Source organism: Neisseria benedictiae (assembly GCF_958267435.1).
GTDB lineage: Bacteria > Pseudomonadota > Gammaproteobacteria > Burkholderiales > Neisseriaceae > Neisseria > Neisseria bergeri.
Genome location: NZ_CATQFV010000058.1, coordinates 46,582 through 62,355 on the forward strand (window position 1 = coordinate 46,582; position 15,774 = coordinate 62,355).

The 15,774-nt window shown below is 50.7% G+C and carries 11 protein-coding genes and 1 pseudogene; 7 read left to right on the forward strand and 5 right to left on the reverse strand.

All coding sequences use genetic code 11. The features are described 5' to 3' along the window. Nucleotides 1-95 precede the first annotated feature (95 nt). From odhB to Q3O12_RS06775, 6 genes and pseudogenes are all read left to right on the forward strand, one after another. Nucleotides 96-1,277 carry a 2-oxoglutarate dehydrogenase complex dihydrolipoyllysine-residue succinyltransferase gene (odhB, locus tag Q3O12_RS06750; RefSeq protein WP_188213790.1) on the forward strand — a complete coding sequence of 394 codons (1,182 nt, stop codon included), beginning with the start codon at nucleotides 96-98 and terminating at the stop codon, nucleotides 1,275-1,277. A gap of 258 nt (nucleotides 1,278-1,535) precedes the next feature. Then, on the forward strand, nucleotides 1,536-2,969 hold the full coding sequence (lpdA, locus tag Q3O12_RS06755; protein WP_301669807.1) for a dihydrolipoyl dehydrogenase: 1,434 nt from the start codon (nucleotides 1,536-1,538) through the stop codon (nucleotides 2,967-2,969). A gap of 124 nt (nucleotides 2,970-3,093) precedes the next feature. Beyond that, the gene (locus Q3O12_RS06760; RefSeq protein WP_301669808.1) at nucleotides 3,094-3,384 is read left to right on the forward strand and encodes a hypothetical protein; all 291 of its coding nucleotides are present in this window, start codon (nucleotides 3,094-3,096) and stop codon (nucleotides 3,382-3,384) included. Between the two features lie 68 nt (nucleotides 3,385-3,452). Beyond that, on the forward strand, nucleotides 3,453-4,619 hold the full coding sequence (gene sucC, locus Q3O12_RS06765; protein WP_049330956.1) for an ADP-forming succinate--CoA ligase subunit beta: 1,167 nt from the start codon (nucleotides 3,453-3,455) through the stop codon (nucleotides 4,617-4,619). A 10-nt stretch (nucleotides 4,620-4,629) separates the two neighbouring features. Next, nucleotides 4,630-5,520, forward strand: coding sequence for a succinate--CoA ligase subunit alpha (sucD, locus tag Q3O12_RS06770; protein WP_003678822.1), 891 nt, complete (start codon nucleotides 4,630-4,632; stop codon nucleotides 5,518-5,520). 171 nt (nucleotides 5,521-5,691) lie between these two features. Beyond that, nucleotides 5,692-5,829: pseudogene (locus tag Q3O12_RS06775) on the forward strand (IS630 family transposase); the annotation flags it as partial. Here Q3O12_RS06775 and Q3O12_RS06780 read toward each other — a convergent pair. The 4 genes from Q3O12_RS06780 to uvrA all read right to left on the reverse strand — a co-directional run bounded on the left by Q3O12_RS06780 (nucleotide 5,822) and on the right by uvrA (nucleotide 11,831). Beyond that, nucleotides 5,822-6,160, reverse strand: coding sequence for an REP-associated tyrosine transposase (locus Q3O12_RS06780; protein ID WP_301669809.1), 339 nt, complete (start codon nucleotides 6,158-6,160; stop codon nucleotides 5,822-5,824). The pseudogene Q3O12_RS06775 and the gene Q3O12_RS06780 overlap by 8 nt on opposite strands. Continuing rightward, nucleotides 6,132-6,365: a hypothetical protein gene (locus Q3O12_RS06785; RefSeq protein WP_301669810.1), complete on the reverse strand. Its 234-nt coding sequence runs from the start codon at nucleotides 6,363-6,365 to the stop codon at nucleotides 6,132-6,134. The genes Q3O12_RS06780 and Q3O12_RS06785 overlap by 29 nt, the downstream gene beginning before the upstream one ends. 184 nt (nucleotides 6,366-6,549) lie before the next feature. Further along, nucleotides 6,550-8,961, reverse strand: coding sequence for a hypothetical protein (locus Q3O12_RS06790; RefSeq protein ID WP_301669811.1), 2,412 nt, complete (start codon nucleotides 8,959-8,961; stop codon nucleotides 6,550-6,552). Between the two features lie 20 nt (nucleotides 8,962-8,981). After that, a complete protein-coding gene (gene uvrA, locus Q3O12_RS06795; protein ID WP_301669812.1) occupies nucleotides 8,982-11,831 on the reverse strand; it encodes an excinuclease ABC subunit UvrA in 2,850 nt (949 codons plus the stop codon). Nucleotides 11,832-11,985: 154 nt separating this feature from the next. Between uvrA and Q3O12_RS06800 the strand changes: the two genes are divergently transcribed. Beyond that, on the forward strand, nucleotides 11,986-12,771 hold the full coding sequence (locus tag Q3O12_RS06800; protein ID WP_301669813.1) for a phosphatidylserine decarboxylase: 786 nt from the start codon (nucleotides 11,986-11,988) through the stop codon (nucleotides 12,769-12,771). A 682-nt stretch (nucleotides 12,772-13,453) separates the two neighbouring features. Here the strand turns inward: Q3O12_RS06800 and znuD are convergent. Further along, nucleotides 13,454-15,742: a TonB-dependent zinc receptor ZnuD gene (znuD, locus tag Q3O12_RS06805; RefSeq protein WP_301669814.1), complete on the reverse strand. Its 2,289-nt coding sequence runs from the start codon at nucleotides 15,740-15,742 to the stop codon at nucleotides 13,454-13,456. Nucleotides 15,743-15,774: the final 32 nt, after the last annotated feature.

Genomic DNA, 15,774 nt, shown 5'->3' on the forward strand with positions numbered 1-15,774 from the left:
AGTGGCATTCCGTTTGAAATTGTTCAGGCGGAATGCCCATATGCAGAATTAAAAACACACAACAGGCCGTCTGAAAGGGCCATTGGAGACACAAAATGATTATTGATGTAAAAGTACCTATGCTGTCTGAAAGCGTATCTGAAGGCACGCTCTTGGAATGGAAGAAAAAAGTTGGCGAAGCAGTTGCCCGTGACGAAATCCTGATCGATATCGAAACTGACAAAGTGGTTTTGGAAGTACCTTCTCCACAAGCCGGCGTATTGGTTGAAATCGTCGCGCAAGACGGTGAAACCGTTGTTGCCGACCAAGTTTTGGCCCGTATCGATACAGCTGCCACTGCCGCCGCTGAAGCACCTGCCGCCGCGCCTGCCGAAGCTGCCCCAGCCGCTGCTCCAGCTGCCGCACAAAACAACGCCGCTATGCCTGCCGCTGCCAAACTGGCTGCCGAGACCGGTGTTGACGTGAACGCATTGCAAGGTTCCGGCCGTGACGGTCGCGTATTGAAAGAAGACGTACAAAATGCCGCTGCCAAACCTGCCGCAGCCGCTGTTCCTGCCGTTGCACTTCCTGCCGGCGCACGTCCTGAAGAACGCGTACCGATGAGCCGCCTGCGTGCCCGTGTTGCAGAACGCCTCTTGGCTTCTCAACAAGAAAACGCCATTCTGACTACATTCAACGAAGTCAACATGAAACCAATCATGGACTTGCGTGCGAAGTACAAAGAAAAATTCGAGAAAGAACACGGCGTAAAACTGGGCTTCATGTCCTTCTTCGTTAAAGCCGCGGTTGCCGCCCTGAAAAAATATCCGGTTGTGAATGCTTCTGTTGACGGCAAAGACATCGTGTACCACGGCTACTTCGACATCGGTATCGCGATTGGCAGCCCACGCGGTTTGGTTGTGCCTATCTTGCGCGATGCCGACCAAATGAGCATTGCCGACATCGAACAAGCAATTGTTGATTACGCGAAAAAAGCCAAAGACGGCAAAATTGCTATCGAAGATCTGACCGGCGGTACATTCAGTATTACCAACGGCGGTACTTTCGGTTCTATGATGTCTACCCCGATCATCAACCCGCCTCAATCTGCGATTTTGGGTATGCACGCCACTAAAGAGCGCGCTGTGGTTGAAAACGGCCAAGTTGTTGTCCGTCCGATGATGTATCTGGCTTTGTCTTACGACCACCGTATCATCGACGGCCGCGAAGCTGTATTGACCTTGGTAGCCATTAAAGACGCGTTGGAAGACCCGGCCCGCCTGTTGTTGGATCTGTAATCGTTTCAGACGGCCTTTTATTTATTAATGAAAAGGTCGTCTGAATTTTTATTTAGATGTAGCGTAATGTAGTATCGTGCTACAATAGGCTCAACGAACGATTGAGGCCGTCTGAAATATTTGATTTGAATGAATCGACAGATATAGACTTTCAGACGGCCTTTTCTTAAAACCATCAAAACGCAGTCATTCAAAATAAAAAAGAAACCAAAAGTATCGTTTTTATTTTGAGATACTGTAAAAGCAAAGGATGACACGATGTCTCAATATGATGTAGTAGTGATTGGTGCAGGCCCGGGCGGATACGTTGCCGCCATTCGTGCCGCGCAACTGGGTTTCAAAACCGTTTGCGTCGATGCAGGCGTTAACAAAGCAGGCAATGCCCCTGCCTTGGGCGGTACTTGCTTGAACGTAGGCTGTATCCCTTCCAAAGCCCTGTTGCAATCCAGCGAACATTTCCACGCTGCGCAACACGATTTTGCCGAACACGGTATCACTGTCGGCGATGTAAAATTCGACGCGGCCAAAATGATTGAGCGCAAAGATGCCATCGTGACCAAACTGACCGGCGGCGTGAAATTCCTGTTCCAAAAAAACAAAGTAACCAGCCTGTTCGGTACGGCTTCCTTTGCCGGCAAAAATGGCGACGCTTACCAAATCGAAGTCGATAACAAAGGCGAGAAAACCGTTATCGAAGCCAAACACGTCATCGTAGCCACCGGTTCCGTACCGCGTCCGCTGTCGCAAGTCGCTATCGACAATGTGAACGTTTTGGACAACGAAGGCGCATTGAACCTGACCGAAGTACCTGCCAAACTCGGCGTGATCGGTTCCGGCGTGATTGGTTTGGAAATGGGTTCCGTATGGAACCGCGTGGGTGCAGAAGTTACCATTCTTGAAGCTGCGCCGACCTTCCTGGCTGCCGCCGACCAACAAATCGCCAAAGAAGCCTTCAAATACTTCACTAAAGAGCAAGGTTTGAGCATCGAATTGGGCGTGAAAATCGGCGACATTAAATCTGAAGGCAAAGGCGTTTCCGTTGCTTACGAAACTGCTGCCGGCGAAGCCAAAACCGAAGTATTCGACAAACTGATTGTTGCCATCGGCCGTATTCCAAACACCAAAGGCCTGAATGCCGAAGCCGTAGGCTTGGAAAAAGACGAGCGCGGCTTTATCAAAGTAGATGGCGAATGCCGTACCAACCTGCCTAACGTATGGGCAATCGGCGACGTGGTTCGCGGCCCGATGTTGGCACACAAAGCCAGCGACGAAGGCGTTGCCGTTGCCGAGCGCATTGCCGGTCAAAAACCGCATATCGACTTCAACAACGTACCATTCGTGATTTACACCGACCCTGAAATCGCTTGGGTGGGTAAAACCGAAGAGCAGCTCAAAGCCGAAGGCGTGGAGTACAAAAAAGGTACTTCAGGTTTCGGTGCAAACGGTCGCGCATTGGCAATGGGCAAAGCCAAAGGTACGGTTAAAGTATTGGCAGATGCAAAAACCGACCGTATCTTGGGCGTACACATGATCGGCCCGGTTGTCAGCGAATTGGTTACCGAAGGCGTGACTGCGCTCGAATTCTTCGCCAGCAGCGAAGACATCGCCCGCATTATCCATGCCCACCCAACCTTGTCCGAAGTGGTTCACGAAGCTGCATTGGCGGCCGACAAACGCGCTTTGCACGGTTGATAGACATTAAGGCCGTCTGAAATTTTTCAGACGGCCTTAAGGCCTCCGACAAATTGAATGTTCCGAGAGCTTCGTTTTCTGATTTATAATTTCGTCAGGCAAACAAACAGCATTTACATTCATTATGAACAAAGAAATAGTCGGTATTTTCTTTATACCGATGGGCATCATCAGCATGTGTATGGCCGCATTGTGGCAGATGTATGTGATGATGACCGAAACTTATACGCTCAACCGTTTCAAAGATAAAGAATTGGTTTGGCGCGTGGCATTGTTGTTTATCAGTTTCAGCCTTGCCGTTTACCTGCTCTGCCCGAATTCGCGTAAAAAAGGCATTGTCTTTTTTATTCTCGGAGGAGGCGGCGCGGTCATGTATTTGTTGGCGCGGATGTGGCTGCCTTTCAGTAAACAATAGTGCCGTCTGAAAATATAGGATTGTCCGCAGGGCGATTCTTAAGACCCACTCACCTTAAGGAGAAATCCATGAATCTACACGAGTATCAGGCTAAAGAACTGCTGGCTAGCTACGGTTTGCCCGTACAAGGCGGTATTTTGGCGCACAACGGCGAAGAAGCCGCCGCAGCTTACGACAAATTGGGCGGCAAATTCGCTGTTGTCAAAGCACAAGTACATGCCGGCGGCCGCGGTAAAGCGGGCGGCGTAAAAGTCGTCAAAAGCCGCGAAGAAGCCAAAGAAGTGGCTGAAAGCCTGATTGGCACCAACTTGGTAACTTACCAAACCGATGCCAACGGCCAACCTGTCAACAGCGTTTTGGTTTGCGAAGACATGTATCCGGTTCAAACCGAGCTGTACTTGGGCGCAGTGGTTGACCGTTCTACCCGCCGCGTTACATTCATGGCTTCTACCGAAGGCGGCGTGGAAATCGAAAAAGTTGCTGCCGAAACTCCAGAAAAAATCTTCAAAGTAACCGTTGATCCGCTGGTCGGCCTGCAACCTTGCCAAGCTCGCGAAGTTGCCTTCCAACTGGGCTTGAAAGACAAACAAATCAATGAGTTCGTCAAACTGATGACCGGCGCGTACAAAGCGTTTATCGAAAACGACTTCGCCCTGTTTGAAGTAAACCCATTGGCAGTCCGTGAAAACGGCGACTTGGCCTGTGTGGACGGCAAAATCGGTATCGACAGCAACGCGCTCTACCGCCTGCCGAAAATTGCCGCTTTGCGCGACAAATCTCAAGAAAACGAACGCGAGCTGAAAGCTTCCGAATTCGACCTGAACTATGTTGCCCTGGAAGGCAACATCGGCTGTATGGTTAACGGTGCCGGTTTGGCGATGGCCACTATGGACATCATCAAACTGAAAGGCGGCCAACCTGCCAACTTCTTGGACGTCGGTGGCGGCGCAACCAAAGACCGCGTGGTTGAAGCGTTCAAACTGATTCTGGAAGACAAATCCGTTAAAGGCGTATTGATCAACATCTTCGGCGGTATCGTACGTTGCGACATGATTGCGGAAGCCATCGTGGCAGCTGTTAAAGAAATCAACGTCAACGTTCCTGTCGTTGTTCGTTTGGAAGGTAACAACGCCGAACTCGGCGCGAAAATCCTGAACGAATCAGGTCTGAAACTGACTTCTGCAGACGGCCTGAATGACGCAGCCGAAAAAATTGTTGCAGCCGTAAACGCCTAAGGAGAAAAGAATGAGCGTATTGATTAATAAAGACACCAAAGTATTGGTTCAAGGTTTCACCGGTAAAAACGGTACTTTCCACTCCGAACAAGCTCTGGCTTACGGCACTAAAGTTGTCGGCGGCGTTACCCCGGGTAAAGGCGGTCAAACCCACCTGAACCTGCCTGTATTCAACACCATGAAAGAAGCGGTTAAAGAAACCGGCGCTGACGCATCCGTAATTTACGTTCCTGCTCCGTTTGTTTTGGATTCTATCGTTGAAGCAGTTGACTCCGGCGTAGGCTTGGTTGTTGTGATTACCGAAGGCGTGCCTACTTTGGACATGCTCAAAGCCAAACGTTACTTGGAAACCAACGGCAACGGTACCCGCTTGGTCGGCCCTAACTGCCCGGGTGTGATTACTCCGGGTGAGTGCAAAATCGGTATTATGCCGGGCCATATCCACCAACCTGGCCGCATCGGTATTATTTCCCGTTCCGGTACATTGACTTACGAAGCCGTCGCACAAACCACTAAACTGGGCTTGGGTCAATCAACCTGTATCGGTATCGGCGGCGACCCGATTCCTGGTATGAACCAAATCGACGCACTGAAACTCTTCCAAGAAGACCCAGATACCGACGCCATCATCATGATCGGTGAAATCGGCGGTACTGCGGAAGAAGAAGCAGCCGAATACATCCAATCCAACGTAACCAAACCTGTTGTAGGTTACATTGCTGGTGTTACCGCTCCTAAAGGCAAACGCATGGGCCACGCCGGTGCGATTATCTCCGGCGGCAAAGGTACTGCCGAGGAAAAATTCGCCGCTTTCGAAAAAGCCGGCATCGCCTACACCCGCAGCCCTGCCGAGTTGGGCACGACGATGCTGGAAGTGTTGAAAGCAAAAGGTTTGGCATAATCAGGTTTGACAACTGATTGAACATCAAATGCCGTCTGAAACCGGAAATCGGGTTTCAGACGGCATTTTGTTTGTCATTTCAAAAAGAGGTAGCCTCAACATACCCACATTATTTTTTGCCCTTTGAAGCAGTCAGAATATTTATCGGTCAAACAGGAGTAAACCCGTAAATTGCCTCTTGCACCTTATTCACCTGAGCTCAACCCGATTGAGAAAGTGTGGGCGAATATTAAGCGGTATCTGCAAACTGTTTTGTCTGATTACGTCCGATTTGACGATGCACTACTGTCCTATTTTGATTTTAATTGATTATATTTTTGCAGGATTCTGTTTTAGCACGCGACATTTTTTGTTTGATAGGATTGGAATGGATGTAGTCCGCGCAACGCTGCAAATCCGTTTCGTCGCGCACGGTGTGTTCGTAAAAACGCCGTTGCCAAATACCGCGTTCGTGCCGCCGCTGTTTGCCGGCGGATAAGTTTTTAGTATGAGGGGAATATGCGGAGAATTTGGTTTTAATCAGCCGCCGGCGCAGGGAATAATCCGCATCGTCGGGCGGCAGCGTCCAAATGGCGTGAATGTAGTTCGGCAGTACGCATACGGTGACGGTTTCAAAGGGATATTGTTCTTGCACATCCATATAGGCTGTACGCGAAGCCGATATGTCCGACAAGCAGGCGAGATTTTGGGTCGGCGAGTTTGACGGTGAAAAAGAATGTGCCGCCGGCAATGAAGTTTCTGCGATAACGCGCCATAGGATTTTGTTTGTGGTTTGGGTGTTGGAGAAGGAATGGTTTGTTGTTTAAGGTTTTAACTTTGTTGAGGTTGACGTTTTCAGACGACATTGGAGGCCGTCTGAAAGGGCTAGCTTCAACGAAGTTAAAAGTTGAAATGGCAAACCGTCAATCAAGCAACTGCGTGCGTACCGCACACACCCTACACGTTGGCTTTGAAGTTCCGTGTAATTCACAGGTAGGGCGTGTGGCACAGCCACGCACGCGGTGGGTCGGGTATGCAGGCTACGACTTGCTATTCTTTCAAAAAAACATATTTGTAAACCAGTGGTTCGAGTTTGTTGGCAAGCTTGGTATATGCTTCTTCGAATTTAGAGAAATCTGTTTGAGGAGAAGCTTTTTTCAATGCGTTTCGGATCTGATACCAACCTGCATCGGCATTGTCCAGTAGATATTCATCGCGGATTTTGCGCTCAATATCTGCGGTGTAAAATGCTTCCCACAGTTTCAGCCCTTCGTTGTAAACGGCTTTAGCTTCTTTGGAAAGTTTTTTGTTTTCCAAATAGTCGGACATAAAGTGGGAGTAGAATTTGTTTTTTGCACCTACCTGTTCTTCGGTATCGGGGATAAAATGGTTGGTCAGCTGCCATTTCTTACCGTTCCATTCCAGTGTGTCTTTTGCTGTGCCGGCGGTGAGGTTACTGTTGGAAAAGAGCATATACAGCAAACAATCGGTGTAGAAACTTTCGGGCAGTTTTTCAGACGGCTGCAAGAATTGGTCACGGTCGTTGAGCCATGTGGGTTTGATGATACGGCGGGCGGTAAATACAACAGCAGCTTTTTTCAAATTGTCCTTTGTTACTAAAAAACCACCTGCGCTGCAATAACCGGATGAAAACAAGGCAGTTGATTTTCCTGCATTTTGAAAATCATTACCCTTGCACATCATGCCGCCGATTGCATTATCCGCCCATTTTCTGCCACGAATATCGCCTGTGTTTTTTTCGGGCGGGGACAAAGCATTTTTCAGCGGCAATGCGTCCATATCATTAGGTTTAGCGCGTTCTATCCATTCGTTTAAAGACGGCTGTTCTGTTTCAATATAAAATTTTTTTTCGCCGAAGGCTTCGCATTTTTTATCAAATGCAGGTAGCTTGAAAACGGTTTCCTTACCTTTTTTGGACAAGTCCCAAATCAAAAAACCGATGGGGAAATCGCCTTTCAGTCCGTCAAAACTTTTGCTGTGGACTACAAACCCGTTTAGGAATTTCGGCTGCCAAATTTCGCGGAACGGCTCAAAATTCGGTGCGGAAATATATTTCAATGTGCTGAATATGGCGATGACGGCATTCGGTAGTTCACATTGGATACGCAATAAAAACTGTACGAACAGTTCGCGTGTGGCGTAGCCCAGATCAGGTAAGGTTTTAGCAATTTTGTTTTGAGAAATACCAGTTTTATTTTTTGACGATCCGCTTACTGTATCCGCACTTGCCGCTTCACCATAAGGCGGATTAATCAGTACCAGAATCTTTTTCTTCTTGTCAGCTTTTGCCGTTTGGATGATTTCGCGCAGTTCAGACGGAATTTTGCCTGTCAGGCTGTAATCAATGCTGCCATCTTCGGCAATATCGTCGTTGAGATAGTCGTATTGGAAGCGGGTAGCGGCGGGAAACTGTCCACTTGTCTGCATGACGTTAATGTCGGCTTGGTCGAGTGTGGACATGAACACGTTGCGCCGGTTGCCGTGTTTGGTTTCGAGGTTGCCTACGCCGCAGCACATATCCCATACGATGTAGTTTTTCTGCCAGTTTTTACCCAGTGTATCGCTTAATAATTCATATGCTTTTTCAACTACTTTGAGCGGTGTGTAATACGCGCCTTTGAATTGTCGCTCGTCCAGTGGGATAAGTTGGTCGCGCCGTTCCATCAGATAGTTGCGGTGTTCTTCGGCGGGCGGACGGTGGTAAATATTCCAAAACTCGCGGTAGCCTTTGATGCTGGCAAGCTCCAACAGTTCTCCACGCAAATAAAAGGCAGGCTTTTCATCGATAATGACCAGTCTGGTATCCAATTCCCTGCCAATAACGGCTTTCTTGCCATCGTGCATGATGTCGGCGTAAAACAGAAGGGCATAATCGGCTGGGTTGGATAGGTCTTTCAATTCCCTTCCGACCATTTCTACCCAACTGTCGAAAACTTTTTTCAAATTGTCGGGAGTGATTTGTGTTCGGACAATGCCGCCGTTTTTGATGCTGTCTTTGACGGCTTGGATAAATTCGGCTTCACTCTCAGCAATGTGGTAAACGATAAAGTGGTCGTTGATATACGGCGAGACTTGGGCGATGAGTTCGCGGCTGACTTGGCTAGCGGATTTACCCCATGCGATTTTTTTGTCTTTGAAAATCGGTGTGATGCGTTCAGTGGACATCAGTGCGGCTTTTTCGTTGTCGATGACGCAAAGCAAAGGAGGCAAAAATAGGGATTCTAGATGATTACCTTTATTGTAGGCATGGCAGACGTAATACAACAGTTGTGTAAACATTGTGTACACATCGGTGGGCTTATGTTTGGCTTCAAACCATATTTCTTCAGTTTGAATGTCAATCAGACCTTTGGTTACTTTTTTGAGCTTCAGCGCGGCAATGTAGGCATCTTTGACATCTTCTTCACTTTTTGCGTTTTGCAGACTCTGATACAAAGTCATTTCCGTTCTCCAAAATTTGACTATTTCAACATGGGTTTCAGGTATTTCCCAGTATAACTCCCCTTAACCTTCGCCACCTGCTCAGGGCTACCTGAAGCAATAATCCTGCCCCCGCCGTCACCCCCTTCCGGCCCTAAATCCACAATCCAATCCGCCGTTTTAATCACATCCAAATTATGCTCGATAATCACTATCGAGTTGCCTTTGCCTTTCAGACGGCCTATCACTTCCAGCAATAGAGCGATGTCGGCGAAGTGCAGGCCGGTGGTGGGTTCGTCGAGGATGTAGAGTGTTCTGCCGGTGTCGCGTTTGGAGAGTTCGAGGGCGAGTTTGACGCGCTGGGCTTCGCCGCCGGAGAGGGTGGTGGCGGATTGGCCGAGGCGGATGTAGCCGAGGCCTACGTCCATGAGGGTTTGCAGTTTGCGCGATACGGTGGGGACGGCGTCGAAAAATTCGCGGGCTTCTTCGACGGTCATGTCGAGGACTTGGCTGATGTTTTTGCCTTTGTATTGGATTTCGAGCGTTTCGCGGTTGTAGCGTTTGCCGTGGCAGACTTCGCAGGGGACGTACACGTCGGGCAGGAAGTGCATTTCGACTTTGATGACACCGTCGCCTTGGCAGGCTTCGCAGCGGCCGCCTTTGACGTTGAAGGAGAATCGGCCGACGTTGTAGCCGCGTTCGCGCGAGAGGGGGACGCCGGCGAAGAGTTCGCGGATGGGGGTGAACAGGCTGGTGTAGGTGGCGGGGTTGGAGCGCGGGGTGCGGCCGATGGGGGATTGGTCGACGTTGATGACTTTGTCGAGGTGTTCGAGACCGTGGATGTCGTCGTATGGGGCGGGTTCTTCTTGGGCGCGGTTGAGTTCGCGGGCGGTGATTTTGGCGAGGGTGTCGTTAATCAGGGTGGATTTGCCGCTGCCGGATACGCCGGTGATGCAGGTAATCAAACCGAGCGGCAGCTCAAGGGTAACGTTTTTGAGGTTGTTGCCGCGCGCGCCTTTGAGGACGAGCATTCGGTCGGGATTGACGGGCGTGCGTTCAGACGGCACGGCAATGGATTTTTTGCCGCTGAGGTATTGTCCGGTAACGGAGTTTTCGCATTTAGCAACGTTTTCGGGGGTGTCGGCAATCAGTACGTTGCCGCCGTGTTCGCCCGCGCCGGGGCCCATATCGACCACGAAATCGGCTTCGCGGATGGCGTCTTCGTCGTGTTCGACCACAATTACGCTGTTGCCCAAATCGCGCAGGCGTTTGAGCGTGGCGAGCAGGCGGTCGTTGTCGCGTTGGTGCAGGCCGATGGAGGGTTCGTCCAAAACGTACATCACGCCGGTCAGGCCGCTGCCGATTTGGCTGGCAAGGCGGATGCGCTGGGCTTCGCCGCCGGATAGGGTTTCGGCGGAGCGGGAGAGATTCAGGTAATCCAGCCCGACGTTAATCAGGAAGCCGAGCCGCTCGGTGATTTCTTTGAGGATTTTTTCGGCGATTTGTTTTTTGTTGCCGTCCAAATCCAGCGTTTCAAAGAATTGGTGGGTTTTGGTCAACGGCCAGGCGGAAACTTCGTGCAGCGGTTCGCCGCTGACGTAAACGTAGCGGGCTTCTTTGCGCAAACGTGCGCCGCCACAGCTCGGGCAGGCACGGTGGTTTTGGTATTCGCGCAGTTTTTCGCGCACGGTTTCGCTGTCGGTTTCGCGGTAGCGGCGTTCGAGATTGGGGATGATGCCTTCGAAGGCGTGGCTGCGGTTGAAGGTGGTGCCGCGTTCGGACAGGTAAGTGAAATCAATGACTTCTTTGCCCGAGCCGTGCAGCACGACTTTTTTGACTTTTTCAGGTAGCGTTTCCCAAGCAGTCTGCACATCGAAACCGTAATGCCGCGCCAGCGATTGAATCATTTGGAAATAGAATTGGTTGCGCTTATCCCAGCCGTCAATTGCGCCTGCGGCTAAGGATAATTCGGGATGGGCGACCACTTTTTCGGGATCGAAGAAGTTGGTATTACCCAAGCCGTCGCAAGTCGGGCAGGAGCCCATAGGGTTGTTGAAGGAAAACAGGCGCGGCTCTAACTCGGGCAGGCTGTATGAACATACGGGGCAGGCGAAACGCGCGGAAAACCAATGCTCTTCGCCGCTGTCCATCTCTATCGCCAGTGCGCGTTCGTTGCCGTGGCGCAGAGCGGTTTCAAAACTTTCTGCCAGCCGTTGCTTGATGTCAGCTTTTACTTTCACGCGGTCGATGACGACATCGATATTGTGCTTGATGTTTTTTTCCAGCTTCGGCACTTCGTCAAGCTGATAGACCTCGCCGTCCACTCGCACCCGTGCAAAGCCCTGCGCCTGCAAGTCGGCAAAGAAATCGACAAACTCACCTTTACGCTCGCGTACCGCCGGCGCCAGAATCATCACGCGCGTGTCTTCCGGCAGCTTCAACACGGCATCAACCATCTGCGACACGGTCTGGCTGGATAGCGGCAGATTGTGTTCGGGGCAATACGGCGTGCCGACGCGGGCGTACAAAAGGCGCAGGTAATCGTGGATTTCAGTTACCGTGCCGACGGTGGAACGCGGATTGTGGCTGGTGGATTTTTGCTCGATGGAAATCGCGGGCGAGAGGCCTTCGATCAAATCGACATCGGGTTTGTCCATCATCTGTAAAAATTGACGGGCATAGGCGGAAAGGCTCTCGACATAACGCCGCTGCCCTTCGGCATACAGCGTGTCAAATGCCAGCGATGATTTGCCGCTGCCTGACAATCCTGTTATGACCACGAGCTTGTGGCGCGGAATGTCCAAATCGATGTTTTTCAAATTATGCGTGCGTGCGCCGCGTATGCGGATGGTGTCGTTGTCGTGCGAATGTCGGGGATGATGGTTGCACATAATGGATGCCGCCTGAAAAATAAAGGAAAACCGATATTGTAGCACTTTCTCGGATGCTGTCTGAAGCCGCGTTCAGACGGCATTTGTCGGCGGAATGCGGCGGATTCCGTTATAATGGCGGCAATTTTAACCCGCTTGAATAGAAGGATGACAAATGAACCGTCTTTACCCCCACCCGATTATCGCCCGTGAGGGCTGGCCGATTATCGGCGGCGGTTTGGCTTTGAGCCTGCTGGTGTCGATGTGCTGCGGCTGGTGGTCTTTGCCGTTTTGGGTGTTTACCGTATTTGCATTGCAGTTTTTCCGCGACCCTGCGCGTGAGATTCCGCAAAATCCTGAAGCGGTGTTGAGCCCTGTTGACGGCCGCATTGTGGTGGTCGAGCGCGCACGCGATCCGTATCGTGATGTCGATGCTTTGAAAATCAGTATTTTTATGAACGTGTTCAACGTGCATTCGCAAAAATCGCCTGCCGATTGTACGGTAACGGAAGTGGTCTATAACAAAGGCAAATTCGTAAATGCGGATTTGGACAAAGCCAGCACGGAAAACGAACGCAACGCGGTTTTGGCGACGACGGCTTCTGGTCGTGAAATTACTTTTGTTCAAGTGGCCGGTTTGGTGGCGCGCCGTATTTTGTGCTACACCCAGGCAGGTGCGAAACTGTCCCGTGGCGAACGCTACGGCTTTATCCGCTTCGGTTCGCGCGTGGATATGTATCTGCCGGTTGACGCGCAGGCGCAAGTGGCGATTGGCGATAAAGTAAACGGCGTCAGCACTGTATTAGCGCGTTTACCGCTGACTGCGCCGCAAACTGAATCTGAGCCTGCTTTACAAACTGCTCCGGTTGAAACAGCGGCAAACCCATCTGCCGAACAGCAGCAAATTGAAGCTGCTGCTGCCAAGATTCAAGCGGCTGTGCAAGATGTGTTGAAAGATTAATTTTGCGAACCGAAATAGAAAATATCAGTACCATCATTCACACGAATGAGGAAGTTTGGTTTTTTGAATTTTTGCTAATGTTCACACCGTTATGTTCACGAAAATGGGAATCTGGAAACTTAACGTTACGGTGATTTATCAGAAATAACAGAAACCGAACGAATTGGATTCCCGCCTGCGCGGGAATGACGACTCATTAGTTACCTAAAACTTAAAAAACAGAAACCTTTACACCGCCATTCCCACGAAAAGTGGGAATCCGGGAACTTAACGTTACAGTGATTTATCGGAAACGGCTGAAACCGAACGAATTGGATTCCCGCCTGCGCGGGAATGACGACTTATTAGTTACCTAACACTTAAAAAACAGAAACCTTTACGCCGTCATTCCCACGAAAGTGGGAATCTAGAACCCAAATGCTAAGGCGATTTATCGGAAACGGCTGAAACCGAATGAATTGGATTCCCGCCTGCGTGGGAATGACGGGATCTTGGGTTTTTGCTTTTGATTTTTCTGCTTTTGCGAGAATGACGGCGTGAAAGCAAGAATGATGAAACAAAGAAAATGGGAATGATGGCATAGTGGTTTGTTCTTTGTCTTTGCCATATTTCCTAACAAATTGATTAAAAAAAGGTTTTCAGAATGCCGTCTGAAAACCTTTTTTTGTTTGCCTGTCCGATTTTAAAACTTCACGTTCACGCCGCCGGTAAAGCTGCGGCCCATTTGCGGTGTATCAGAGAGAAAGCTGCTGTGGGCGTAAACGGATTGGTTGAGCAGGTTGTCGGCTTTGACGTACCAATTCCACTCGCCATAGCGCGTATTGCGGCGGTAGTTTGCACCAAGGTTGAGCATATGGTGTCCGGGCGTGTGCGTTTCGTAGCGGGCGAGTTTGTTTTGGGCGAACACGCGGTAGTAGTCCAAATTGGCATCGATGCGGTCGGTCAGCGAGGCTTTCAGGTGGAAGCCGAGGCGCGCAGCCGGAACGCGGGGCGCGTTTTGGTTGTCCTGTGCGATGAAAGGACGGTTGCCGTAGGCATCTTCCCTGCCAGGTAGGGATGGCAGGTTTTTCAGACGGCCTCGTACATAGTCGCCGGAAACACCGATGCGGTAGCGCGGTGTCGGTTTGAAGTAGATTTCGCCTTCTGCGCCGTAGAAGTCCGCACCGGATTGGTTGTAGCGTACGAGCTTCATTTCGCTGTCGTCTTCAATGGATTTGGGGCCGCGTCCGTCGTTTAAGGTTTGAGCGTAGATGTAGTTGCCGAAGCGGTTGTGGTAGAGCGCCAGATTGTATTGCCAGCGGTCGCCTTCGTAGCCCAGCGCGATCTCGATATTGTTGGAACGCTCTTTGTTGAGGTGTTTGTTGCCGACTTCAAAAGTGTTGGTGGCAACGTGTTTGCCGTGTGCGTACAGCTCTTGCGTTGAGGGCAGGCGTTCCTGATGGGAGGCGGTCAGGCTGAGTTTGTGGTGCGGCGTGAAATACCAGTTGCCCGAAAGTGCGAATGAGCGGGCGGTTTGGCGGTGTGCGCCGAGGTCGGGCAGGGGGTGGTTGTAGTAGTTTTCTCGATCAATCAATGCTTTGTCGTACTGGATGGAGGCTTTTTGTTTTTCCACGCGTACGCCGCCTTCAAGCGTGAAGTTGTCCCAGTTTGCCTGTTCTACACCGAAAAAGCCGTAATGTTGCACTTTATTGTCAAGCAGCATCGGTTGTTTGATCGCTTTGGATGTGGCAGATAAAGCACTGGATTTTTGTTGTAAATATTGCACGCCCCAGCTGCCTTTCAGACGGCCTATGGGTTGGTGGCGCAACTCGATGCGGGCGTTGTGTGTTTTGTTGTTGAAGAAGTTTTCTACTGCATCGCCTGCTTTTTCGTCGTGGTGGTAGTCGTTGCGGTTCAGGTGCACGCGCAGGGCTTCAAAACCGGGGAGCGGCTGCTTCCATTCGGCACGGAGTTCGTAGCGTTTGTTGCGCAGGTCTATCCACGGTCTGCCGTTGTGGGTGTGTGCGTGTGCACCGTCGCCGTCGTGAGAACCGCAGCTCAAGCCCGGATTGTCGTAATCGATGTCTTCTTCGGTCAACAAGTGCGGATAAAGCCGCAAATAGCCTTTGTTAATCAAACTTTTTTGCCAAATGATGTCGGCGTGGCAATCATCGTATTCGTGGCTGTGGGCAGGCAGGCCGTATTGGTCGCGACGGTCGCTGTACGCCACGCCGATAAAGCCTTTTTCGCCAACCCAAGACAGGCCGATAGTGCCTGTTTTGGAATCAGCATGGCTGTCGGGCAGTCGTTTCAGACGGCCTTCTTCTTTTTGATAGCGCGGTACGGCGTAATCACCCGATTTGCGGTACAAGCCTTCGGTATGCAATACAAAGTTTTTGCCCAAACCGATATTGATGTCGCCGGACGTGAGTTTTTCCAAATTACCGCTGCTCAAACGCAATCCGAGTTCGCCCGATACGCCGTTTTCAGGCATTTTTTCGGGGATTTTGCCATCGGCAACATCGACCAAACCGGCCACATTACCCGAACTATATAAAAGCGTAACCGGCCCGCGCAGGATTTCAACCTGTTGCGACAAGGCGCTGTCCACCATGATTGCATGGTCGGGAGAGAAGTCCGCCATGTCGCCCGTTTCGCCGTGATGGTTCAAAACTTTAATCCGTCTGCCTGTTTGACCGCGAATGACGGGAGCGGATGCGCCGCCGCCGTATTGCGAGGCATGAATGCCCGGTACGCCGTCTAAAGCATCGCCCAAGTTGACGGCTTTTTGGCGCAAGGTGTCGCCAGAGATAATTTTATCGGAGGCGGTTGAAGTGTGCAGCAGCCCCGAAGTGGCGCGCGGACGACTTTTGCCGACGACGCTGACCGTTTCCAAATCCACCGATTGTTCAGTTTCATGCGCTTGGGCAAGGAGGGGTGTGTTGATTAAAAGAATTGATAAAACAATGGGTTTGAGTGTGGTTTGTGCCATTTTGGCTTCTCTTCGCATTTCAAAAGTTTGTT